This is a genomic window from Nostoc sp. (assembly GCF_036917755.1).
In the GTDB taxonomy this organism is placed as follows: Bacteria; Cyanobacteriota; Cyanobacteriia; order Cyanobacteriales; family Nostocaceae; genus Nostoc.
Window position 1 is genome coordinate 18,069 of the sequence record NZ_JBALFC010000125.1, and the last position, 11,597, is coordinate 29,665.

Genomic DNA, 11,597 nt, shown 5'->3' on the forward strand with positions numbered 1-11,597 from the left:
TAACTCGTGATATAGATTATCAAGTCAAATTACAGCTATTTTCAGGTAAATAGACCACGCGGTAGGGGCACAGCAGTGCTGTGTCCCTACGACAGATGTGGTTCAAATACATGGAAACTGCTGTAATTGCCCAATTTTACGATGTGTTTTTCTAAACAGAATCCGATACCAAGATTTTTATATCTTTAAAAAGTTTTTGCTACACAAGTTGGCAGCAAGTAGTATTTCTACCTCTGCACTTTGCATAGGTGGTAAGAAAAAATACCCTTGTCCATAATCACATTGTAAAGCCTTTAACTGTGCTAATTGCTCTACAGTTTCTATCCCTTCTGCTGTTACAGACATATTTAAATTATGAGCTAATGTCACGATCGCTCGAATAATTTTTAAATTTTCTCCTTGACTACCTATATTGCTGACGAAAGAACGGTCAATCTTAAGAGTTTTGATTGGTAGGTGGTGCAGATAACTTAAGGATGAATAGCCAGTACCAAAATCATCCATGTGCAACTCGACATTCAGCGCTGTTAACTGGTAAAGCACGGTGGTAGCTAATTCAAAATTATCCATCAACAAGCTTTCAGTAATCTCCAATTTCAAACTGGATGGCTGGAGTCCAGTTTTCTGCAAAATATATTGAACTTTTTTAAACGCATCGGGTTGCGTGATTTGTTTACCAGAAAAATTTACGCTAATTGTCAGGGGTTCTGAGGTGGGAAATTGTTTATGCCATGTGTGCATTTGGCGGCACGCTTCATAAAGCACCCATTGCCCGATACTAACAATCATTCCACTTTCCTCGGCCAGGGGAATAAAATCTTGAGGGGAAATAAGTCCTCGTTTTGGATGATCCCAACGTATCAGCGCCTCAAATCCAATAATTTTGCCAGTTGTCAGTGAAATAATTGGCTGGTAATCAAGACGAAATTCTTCTTGCTTGAGCAGCACATTTCGGAGAGCAGTTTCCAACTCCAACAGCGAAGATGCACCCTCGTGCATCTTTGGGTCAAAGACCTCATAGCGTGCCTTACCAAGTGTTTTGGCAGAGTACATTGCCACATCGGCATCGCGTAGAATCTCCTCTGCTTGGTCATAATCTTTTCTACTTAAGGCAATGCCAATACTGGCATTAGCTAACACCCTATGCTCATTTAATTGAAATGGCGAAGCTAGCACCTTTTTAATTCGCTCGGCTACCTGTATGGCGGTGCTGATATCCTCAATTTCCTCAATTAAAATTGTGAACTCGTCTCCCCCAAAACGGGCAACTATGTCTCCGACTTTCAGAATTGACTTTAGCCGATGAGAAATTGCAATCAAAAGTTGATTTCCCACTAAATGTCCAAGGGTGTCATTAACAGCTTTAAAGTGGTCTAAGTCTACGAAGAGTACGGCAAATAAATAATTATTTTGTTGTTTAGTACGTTCTATCGCCTGCTGCACCCGCTCCATAAATAATCGTTGGTTAGGTAATCCAGTTAGCCCGTCATGAAGACTATTGTGGAGTAATTGCTCTTGTACTTGTTGACGCTTGATAATGTCTTGTTCAAGTTCTTGATTAACTCTAGTAAGTTCAATGGTGCGTTCTAGAACCAGCCGCTCAAACTGATAACGATACTGGACTAATTCTTTCTCTACTAGCTTACTCTTAGTGATGTCACGTACAACAACAACATACTCCCGTAGCCAATAATTAAATTGCTGTGAAATAGTCGATTCAACAATTCGTAGACCTTGGTTAATTTTTAAGGTTTGCTCACTCCTAATAGACCATTGCTCAGGTTTGCCACGATAGGATATTAAGAGTTGATTCAAGTTTTGCCCAAGTAACGGCTGAATAGTTGTTTGAAATAAGTCTTCAGCAGCGACATTTGTCTGACAAATTATACCGTTTTTATCTAAGAGTAAAACACTATCTGGAACGGTATCGAGAGTAGTGATAAATAGATTTTTTGCTTGTTTGCGTGCCTCATTAATCGCAACAATTTGTGGTAGAGTTGTCCAGGAAGCGATCGCTACCCCCATAAAAGAAAGCGTCACTAACAGAATAGCTAGTAAAGAGTTTGAAGGATTATTAGAAAGTTTGTCTAATAAATCGCGCAGAAGCCAACTGATTGTGGCAGTAATACAAATTAATGATACTAAAACAATCATCTGTAGTATCACAAAGTCTGGGTTGTTTCTACTAGACCTAGTGTTGTAACGCTGTATCCACCATTTTGGGTGTAATGGCGCAAATCTTAAGTCACGCAACGCTATATCTCCGATGATTAGAACAATGGGTAATAATAATCCCACTAACAAATGTCTCCAATTCCAAGCTAAACCTCCCACGATTAGAACTACCGCTTCTACCAAGAAAAAACCAAGTGACCACCAAGGCCATAACACCTCCGGTTTACCTCGACACAGCCATAATCCCAGATGTAGTCCCATAATGGACGTGAGATAACAAGTGCCTGCTACTGTGACAAGTTGAGATATATTTCCCAAATTTAGACAAAACAGACTGAGTATAAAGGTAACTAGGATGCCAGGCCCAAGGACACCTTGAGGAGAAACTACTGCAAATATGGGAGAAAGTTGTCTGTCTAAGGCCAGTTGGTATAATATCCGAGGAGAATTGGAAACTGCCGTAGCAGAACTTAGAAGGCAGGATACAGAAATCAGAAGTGTGACTAGAAAGGGGGCATATTCACCCCAAAAAGGCTTAGAAGCCGCTACCAAATTTAAGAACACATCGCTATCTATTTTTGGATTTGGAGCTGAACACATTAATACCCAAGAAGCACCTAAAAACACTGGAGGAATTAGCCAAGCAGCTACGGTTAAGAACCTTAAAGTTTTATATGGATGGCGGCTATCAGCAACAAAAGAAGAAGTGGTTTCACAAGCATAAATTGAATAGCTAGCCAGAAAAAACCACTTTGCCCATTCTTCAAAGCTCAAGCTATGTGTGCTAGTTGAGATAAATTTAAAACTAGCAGTTGAGAAGGCTAACCATATTACACCTTGAATACAAAACAAAAGCAGTAATAAAATCGCTGGAAATACAAAAAATAAATGCAGGAGCGCTAAAGCACGGGTACCACTGAATGCCACAATAAAAGGAATCGCTGTAAATACAAATTTTAATAAAGTTTCTGGACAAGAAATACCTAATGGTTCAAAATTGACCTTAATTAGGTTGGTGAGAATAATTGCATACAGTGCCGGTGCTGCTGCCCAGCTAAAAAAGTATCCTAATGCTACATAACGGCCTAAGCCAGGAAAGTTCTTTAATAGCCTTGTGGTATAGTTTGGTGTTCCTCCTGAGACATTTATCCAATGTCTACCTAGACTTTTTACCTGCAAGTTAAGTAAAAAGGAAATGATCGTGCCAAAAAACCAAACTAAGATTGCTTTAGGCCCTAACGCTGCATGAATAATCGGGGCAGTACCAATCCATCCCACATGACCAGTTAAGCCAAAGCCCCAGGTTTCGAGATAACTCAGAGTCCGTGGTAGGCGTGTTACCAAGTCCTGATTTTTCTCTGCCTGTACAGAATCGTTACTAACCATTATTTCTTAGCTAGATTTACTAACTTTGCATCGGACTCAGTAACTGAGTTTCGGCGTTTTCAGCTTCAGTATAACTGCTGAACTTCTGGAAAGGATAACTTACTTATTACCCATAATCCACAATTCCAAATGTATTATATTAATCTGAAAAATAATTACCAATAATGGTCATGTTGTCAAGTATTAATACTGACGATTATTGGTGACAGGGTTATGCTTGTGTTTAGATAGCGTAGGCACAGCCCAGCCTCGCCATCGCTATATTTCGTAATCTAATCTTCGTATATTACAAAATGAACTACGCAAAGTGGGTTATTACCCAATACAATTCAGTTAGTGCCAAAAACCTTGCGGAGATTGAGTTGAGGAACGAAACCCAACATTTTCGGGGCTTTGTTGGGTTACGCTTTGCTTAACTTGGCGAATGGAATAGAGCCTCCGGCACGCTGACGCGCTAAGCGAAGCTATGCCGAAGGCTTTACGCCGCTATACAAACGAAGTCCACCTTCGTGGACTAATACAAAATCAAGGATTCTTAACCCACGGAGGTGGGTTTTGTCTGTGTAGACGCGGTTTATAACCGCCTTTTTGCTGTAACTCCTAACTCCTCACTCTAAATTAAAGCTTCTGCAACAACTCCTGAGTTAACTGAAAGAAGGCTTTTGAACCAGCTGATTGGGGAGCAATTAAAACAGCTGGCATAAAACTATCAACAGCCTTAGCAACATTGACATCAACTGGTATTTGTACCTTACAAATTTTTTCTACACCGAAATCTTCAACAACGCGGTGCATCACTTGTTTATAGTATCTGCCAGTCAGAAGGTTAGCGCTGGACATACTAAATACAATTCCCAGCATTTTTATATCTATCTTGCTTTCATGCCCGTGACTATCTTTTAATTGGGCAATCCGTCTTTCCAGCAGTTGAATACCCACTACAGATAAAGGTTCTGGTTTAGCAGGAAGTATGTAAAAATCGCTGGCGGCTAAAGCGCTACGAGTCAATAGATTATAGCCAGGGGCACAATCGAGAAGGATAAAATCATATTCTTGACGTACTGGTTTTAAGATGTTATTAATCAGGACTCTTTCAAAGCGATTCCAAATCATTTCAAAATCCTGTTCGCCCAAAGCAGTTGCTTGTTGATGCAGCATTTCAGAGACAACAAATTCATCATACAAGTCGATGTCTCCTGGTAATAAATCTAGTCCTGGAAGATTACAAACCTGCGATTGAATGATATCTTGAATTGTCAGTTTTCCTTGTGGGTCTGGATTAATAACTTCGTCTATTAGATACCTAAATGTCTTACTTTGTTTACGACGCTTGGCAAAATCTAAAGGCGACATTAAACTAAGTGTGGCGCTAATTTGGCTATCTAAATCAAGGACAAGCACCCGCTTACCATGATTTTTAGCTAAACAGGTAGCTAAGTTGACCGTGAGGGTGGTTTTACCAACGCCACCTTTCATATTTGCAGTAGCAATTACATATCCCATTGGTTGAGTCCTCTGTTGACACATTCCCATCTAGGTAGCGTACACCTATCTCGATCGACTAAATCTTCCATTAAATTTAATATTTCCGCAAACTTATTTGTAGCCGTTGAGGTAGGTGACACGATTTAATCTCAGCCGTCGTCCTGTTTTTTGATGAAATGGGCTACTTATACCATTTCACCCAAACCCTGATACATATAGATTTATCGTAGGGGCACAGCAATGCTGTGCCCCTACCAACGTATTTGTATCATTATTAAAGTAAAACGGTATTACAGCTGTTTTCATTTATTTGAACCACACTACTCCCCACTCCCATTCGGCTACGCTCACGGCAAGCCTACTCCCCTTCTCAGTTGTGGTCTATTTACCTGAAAACAGCTGTAAATTGCTGTCACTTTGGTTCAAAGCTAGATAACATTAGATTCGGGCGTGTTTACTAGTTCGGGAGTGCCAAAATGTCTAAACAGCTGGGTCAAAAAATCGCACCGACACCGATATCAAATGATATCAATGTGGTGGATTTGATTGATCAATACTTTACCGCTTACAACTCAGCGCGGTTGCGGGAAATCTGCCAACTTCTGAGTCGTGATGTGCTAAAGGAAGGTGTCACGGTGGGAGTTAGCCTTTCCGGTGCGATGACACCAGCAGGATTTGGGGTTTCAGCACTTGCACCCTTAATTCGCAACGGCTTTATTGACTGGATGATTAGCACTGGTGCAAATCTTTACCACGATATGCATTACGGTTTGGGTTTTGAACTCTTTGCTGGTAATCCGTTTTTGGATGATGTGAAACTGCGCCAGGAAGGTACTATTCGCATTTATGACATTATCTTTGGTTACGATGTGCTGCTGGAAACTGATGCGTTTATCCGCAAGATTTTGCAAGGGGAAGCATTTCAGAAGCGGATGGGAACTGCTGAGTTTCACTATTTATTGGGTAAGTATGTTCGGGAAGTAGAAAAGCAGCTGGGTGTGCAACATTCCTGCTTGCTGGCGACAGCTTATGAGTATGGTGTGCCGATATATACGTCTTCTCCAGGAGATAGCTCAATTGGGATGAACGTGGCGGCTTTAGCTTTGGAAGGTTCACAGTTGGTGATAGATCCATCAATTGACGTAAATGAGACGGCTGCGATCGCATATAATGCCCGTGAATCAGGAGGAAAAAGTGCAGCTGTAATTCTCGGTGGCGGTAGTCCGAAAAACTTTTTGCTACAAACGCAACCGCAACTTCACGAGGTATTGGGACTAGAAGAACGAGGACACGATTTCTTTGTGCAGTTTACCGATGCGCGTCCAGATACAGGCGGTTTGTCTGGAGCAACCCCATCGGAAGCCGTCAGCTGGGGTAAGATTGACCCGGAAGAATTACCTAACACAATTGTTTGTTATACCGATAGCACGATCGCTCTACCATTGGTGACAGCATACGTCTTGAATAAGTGCCAGCCTCGCCCCCTGAAGCGAATCTACGACAGGCGAGAAGCCATTTTGGACAAACTGCAAAAAGACTATCTAGCAGCCAAAACCCGACCATCGGATCAGATTCCAGCAGCAGTGGCTGATAGTGCTTCACAGCAAACAGCGACTTATCCCTGTGGGCGGCTGATTCCGAATACTCACTAGGGAGTGCGTCAAAATTTATCGAATAGCCCAAAGAAACCTCACCCTGGTTTTGCTATGCAAAACCTGTCCCTCTCCTTATTAAGGAGAGGGATGTCCGTCAGGACACAATTTTGCAAATATACCAGATGAGAAACAAGATTCTTGCTCCCTCTGCTTACCAAGGAGAGGGTTAGGGTGAGGTTTTACTTCCGTCCGATCAACAAATAAGTTGTCATTTTTCCTTTGCCTTTAACTTCGATTTCGCCCCGCTTTTCAAATAAAAATTGATCACACAAACACTTATAAGTATCTTCTGTAACTTGGATTTTACTAGCAATACCTTGGGATTCCATACAGCTAGCGATGTTTACCATGTCTCCCCAGAGATCATAAGTAAAGTTGTTGAGGTCAATTACTCCCGCCACTACGGAACCGCTATGGATGCCGATACGAATGCTGAAGTTTTGGTTCTTCTCAGTATTAAATAGAGCGATCGCAGTTTGCATCTGGAGTGCCATTTGAGCGATCGCTTGAGGATGATCTGGGCGGCGCGTGGGTAAGCCACCAACTACCATATAAGCATCGTTAATGGTTTTGATTCTCTCTAAACCATGTTGTTCGGTGAGGCGATCGAAAGCTGAGAAAATTGGGTTGAGTAAGTTTACCAGTTGAATTGCACTCACAGAAGCAGCAATTTCGGTAAAGCCGACAATATCTGCAAATAAAACTGTGACATCAGCAAAGTCTTCCGCAATCTTAGCTGGTTGTTCTTTCAAGGGTTTCGAGATTGCGACGGGCAAAATATTCAGCAATAAACGTTCGGTTTCTTCCTGCTGATGGCGCAGCGCTTCTTCTGCTGCTAGTCGCTGGGTGACATTACGAAAAATGCCGCGAGTCGCAACTGGATGACCTTCGATAAATTTACAGTTAATATTACCTTCTAGAAAGATTGTTTGACCGTCTTTAGTCACAAATGCGGCTTTTACTTGCCCAAACTTTTCTCCTGACAGTACGCGATAAAACCTTTGCAAACAGTCTTGCTTAAACTCTGGATGTATAATATCAAAAACATTCATATTCGCAATTTCAGCTTCGCTATATCCCAAAGTTTCTCGCCATGCACGATTGACATACAAAAAACGACCAGATGCATTGACGGATTGAATCAAGTCATTAGCATTTTCAAATAAATCTCGATATCGTTCTTCACTTTCTACAAGAGCATCTTCTGCTTGTTTACGTTTGATAAACTGAGCGATTTGACTACCAATAGAACCGACCATTTGCAATAGGTCTTTATCTTTTGGTTGGATGTCCCGACTGAAGAAAACCATCACTCCTAAGATTTCACTATCGTCTAAGATGGGGAAGCCAAAAGCTGCGTGCAATCCAGCCTCAGCCGCAGGTTGCAATCGCCGAGTGTCTCCATCTTCTGTGATATCTTGAATCCACAAAGGCAAACGTCTGATCCAAATTCGACCAGGTAAGCCAACACCCGGTGTATAGGTAGTTTGCCAGGTGATTCCTTTAAACTCTCGGACAGAAATTACCCGACTTGACCAAATTTCCACACACCTCAGTACTGCATTGATGCTATGTCCCTGTACCGAAGTGCCAATATATTGATTTGGTGTCCAAAGTTCGCCTAAATCCCATTCTAAGTTTTGACAAATCGACTGCAAAATTCGCGGAATTACCTGCTTTACGCTCTGGGATTCTGATAATATCCGAGTGATAGCATACTGGGTACTTGTACGCTGTTCCCGGTGCTGCCGAGCAGTAATATCCCGACCAATGTAGACAATATCTTCTAATTCTTTGATTTTTTCCGGAATTACTGAACAAGAAAAAGCAATCAACCGCTTTTCTCTAGTCTTTGTTCGACAAACTACCTCGAAATTCTGAAAATTTTTCTGAAAATAAGAATGCTGATGAATGGCTGAGATTAATAGTTGATTATCATCAATTATCAGTGATATTGGTTGATTAATTAATTCTTCTTCACTATAACCAAATAATTGTAGAGCAGCACGATTTACTTTTTTTATTTTTCCTATTTTACTGGTTATAAACAAAGCATCTGCCATTGCAGTAATTACTTGTTCCATATTCAAATTTATATTTCTTTTGGAGGATTGACAATTGAATATAATATTTATATTTAGTTGCATCCGCGATCGCCTTTGTCAAAGCTACCACATCGGCTTTAGCCGCAGATCATCAGTTTCGCATACTTGAAAGTCCATTGTTCAACATAGCGCGATCGCAGCCATCCGGTAAAAATTTTTCAGGTTATTATCTTGGCTTTTAATGTATAACATATTACAATGTATTCCAGCGTCAAATTCAGATGTAAAATTGCAGTGCGATCGCCTAAAATTTAAGATTGAGAAAGTCATATCTATAAAGTTAGTCAAAACCCAATGAATCACCAGCGTGCTAATACTCTAAGAGATGCATTTCAAGTTTGTAATGTTGAACCGCTAAAGGGTGCAGACATGGAGCGTTACTATGTTGATTTATCAGCAGTACGCAAAACTTCAGCAATTGACAGCGTTAGTAAGATTTTAGAGTTTCAAGAACCCGCAGATTTCCGCACAATTTTGTTTACCGGACATCGCGGCTGTGGCAAAAGTACAGAGTTAAAACGCATTCAAAACCAATGGGAAAAACAATACCACGTAATTTATTTAGAAGTTAATCAAGAAACAGATATTAATGATGCTCATTATACAGATTTATATTTAATCGTCATTAAACAAGTAGAATTTGAGTTGCGTAAATTAGGTTTAAAATTTGATTCTCAACTTCTGGGAAACTTTGAATCTTGGTTTAAGGATATTACCAACGAAACCGAAGAAAGTGTGGAAAGGTCTGTGAGTATTGAAGGAGAAGCGACTCTCAAACCAGAAGCTCCATTTATCGCTAAATTGATGGTGAAATTACTAGCACAAATTAAAGGTTCTTATAAGCAAAAAACTACTATTCGCCAAACTTTAGAAAAAGACCTATCACGTCTCAAAGCAGATATTAACCTTTTATTAGGAAATGCCTTTGTTAAACTCCGAAAAAAATTCCCTCAATATAAAGGTTTATTAATTATTTTTGACAACATGGATCGTGTACCACCGACGATAGCAGAACATTTATTTTTTGACTATGCGGCTCAGTTACAAGAATTAGATTGCACGATAATTTATACAGTCCCAATTTCTGTGCTTTGTTCCCCGAAAAATCCACTCAATCAGTTTAAGAGTGATCCTCATATTGTACCAATGGTGAATATTTATGAATTTGAACGCGATCGCTGCCATTTAAACTACAATCAAACGGGACTAGAAGCAGTTGCCAGTGTCATTGAAAAGCGGGTAGATATTGATGCTGTATTTGAATCTCGCCAGGAATTGCTAAATTTAGCAAAAGCCAGTGGCGGGCATGTCCGCCAATTAATGCAGATGATACAGACTGCTTGCCTAACTGCTAGTACTCGCAAACATCCCAAAATTATTGCCGAAGATATTATCTATGCTGTGAAACAACAGCAATTTAATTTTGAAAGGTTTATTCCTGAAGAACATTATGCGTTTTTAGCCCAAGTGTGTATACCCAAGAATGTCAGCAAAGATGATATTGGTCAGTTAATGCTGTTTAACACTTCAGTTTTGGAATACAACGGCGAGAAACGGTGGAATTATCCCAATCCAGTGGTGAAGCAAAATGAATTCTTCCAGAAAGCCATCGAATCCGCACTTGCAGCACAACCTTAGCTCAGAAAGAGGAGCGTTTATCGCGCTTAATCAAGAGATATTTGCTCAATTACTCACCTTTGTGGACTTTGCAGAAAAGTTTACCATTGGTTTTGTGGAAATTAATTTTCCCCCAGATGCAGAAATATTAGTTGAGGCGCTAAAGACAAATCCTGAGTGTCGGGATATTCAATTTGTGACTCTGAGTTTTTCTGATGCAAATTTGCGATTTCTCCGGGATGAAATTGTCAAGATATTACCAACTATTGAGATAGAAATTAATAAAAAATTAGTTTTGATTGTACAAGGTTTAGAAAAGTCTATTGGTTTTGATGGAGAATATCCGCCAGTTTTACAAGACCTCAACTTTGTCCGAGATGCTTATAAAAGAACTGTTCCTCATCCCATTCTGTTTATTCTCTCAGATTATGCCCTGACTCGGTTAGCCAAATTTGCTCCTGATTTTTGGGCTTGGCAATCGGGGATGTTTCGGTTTCAAACACCTCAAGTTACCAAAGATCATGCGATTCATGAGACTCAAAATACTGAGAGAATTATAGACAGATTAGAACCTCCAGAAAAGCAAGAGCGGATCGAGTTATTACAACGCCTGCTAATGGAATATAAACCTACTGGACATCATCCGACAGGAGAAAATCTTCGCAACTATAGTAATATTTTGCATCAGCTAGGAGTCGCGTATCTAAGTAAGATAGAACCTATCAAAGCTAGAGAATATTTAGAAGAAGCCGAAAAAATAGCTAATGAGTTTCAAGATTCCACCTTCCATGCTGAAGTTCTTAACACATTAGGAAAGTCTTATTCTCAGCAAAGGCAATTTGATACAGCGATCGCTTATTATCAAAAATCTTTAAATATTTCACAACAACTTCAGAATGCTCGCGGCGAAATTGCTGCTTTGTTTAAACTGGGGAATGCTTATCTAGACTTGAGACAATTTACACAGGCGACAACTTTCTATCAACAGCGTCTAGAAATTGAACAACAAATAGGCGATCGCTATTCTTCTGCCAGCACCTACCACCAGTTGGGAATGGTTGCCCAATATTTGCGGGAATTTGAGGAGGCGCGGCGCAATTACCAACAAGCTTTGGCTATCAATATCGAATTTGGCGATCGCTATTCCCAAGCTAGCACATACCACCAGTTGGGA

The 11,597-nt window shown here is 40.4% G+C and carries 6 protein-coding genes; 3 read left to right on the top strand and 3 right to left on the bottom strand.

The genetic code is table 11. The features are described from left to right. Nucleotides 1-177: 177 nt before the first annotated feature. Complete coding sequence (locus V7L05_RS27580; RefSeq protein ID WP_335168905.1) at nt 178-3,561, bottom strand: amino acid permease; 3,384 nt, start codon at nt 3,559-3,561, stop codon at nt 178-180. A 618-nt stretch (nt 3,562-4,179) separates the two neighbouring features. Further along, a complete protein-coding gene (locus V7L05_RS27585) occupies nt 4,180-5,064 on the bottom strand; it encodes a ParA family protein (protein WP_335168907.1) in 885 nt (294 codons plus the stop codon). Nucleotides 5,065-5,522: 458 nt separating this feature from the next. Between V7L05_RS27585 and V7L05_RS27590 the strand changes: the two genes are divergently transcribed. Next, nucleotides 5,523-6,698, top strand: a complete 1,176-nt coding sequence (locus V7L05_RS27590; protein ID WP_335168909.1) for a homospermidine biosynthesis protein — start codon at nt 5,523-5,525, stop codon at nt 6,696-6,698. Between the two features lie 182 nt (nt 6,699-6,880). Here V7L05_RS27590 and V7L05_RS27595 read toward each other — a convergent pair whose 3' ends face one another. Further along, nucleotides 6,881-8,785 (bottom strand): adenylate/guanylate cyclase domain-containing protein, encoded by a 1,905-nt coding sequence (locus V7L05_RS27595; RefSeq protein ID WP_335168911.1) that lies wholly within the window; start codon nt 8,783-8,785, stop codon nt 6,881-6,883. Nucleotides 8,786-9,100: 315 nt separating this feature from the next. Between V7L05_RS27595 and V7L05_RS27600 the strand changes: the two genes are divergently transcribed. Continuing rightward, on the top strand, nt 9,101-10,444 hold the full coding sequence (locus tag V7L05_RS27600; RefSeq protein ID WP_335168912.1) for a P-loop NTPase fold protein: 1,344 nt from the start codon (nt 9,101-9,103) through the stop codon (nt 10,442-10,444). Further along, nucleotides 10,395-11,597 (top strand): tetratricopeptide repeat protein (locus tag V7L05_RS27605; RefSeq protein ID WP_335168914.1); only part of this gene is annotated, 1,203 nt, incomplete at its 3' end. The genes V7L05_RS27600 and V7L05_RS27605, both read left to right, overlap by 50 nt.

Excerpts from the sequence above, each read along its gene's own strand:
- V7L05_RS27580 (WP_335168905.1), bottom strand. The coding sequence starts at position 3,561 with ATGGTTAGTAACGATTCTGTACAGGCAGAGAAAAATCAGGACTTGGTA.
- V7L05_RS27585 (WP_335168907.1), bottom strand. The coding sequence starts at position 5,064 with ATGGGATATGTAATTGCTACTGCAAATATGAAAGGTGGCGTTGGTAAA.
- V7L05_RS27590 (WP_335168909.1), top strand. The coding sequence starts at position 5,523 with ATGTCTAAACAGCTGGGTCAAAAAATCGCACCGACACCGATATCAAAT.
- V7L05_RS27595 (WP_335168911.1), bottom strand. The coding sequence starts at position 8,785 with ATGGAACAAGTAATTACTGCAATGGCAGATGCTTTGTTTATAACCAGT.
- V7L05_RS27600 (WP_335168912.1), top strand. The coding sequence starts at position 9,101 with ATGAATCACCAGCGTGCTAATACTCTAAGAGATGCATTTCAAGTTTGT.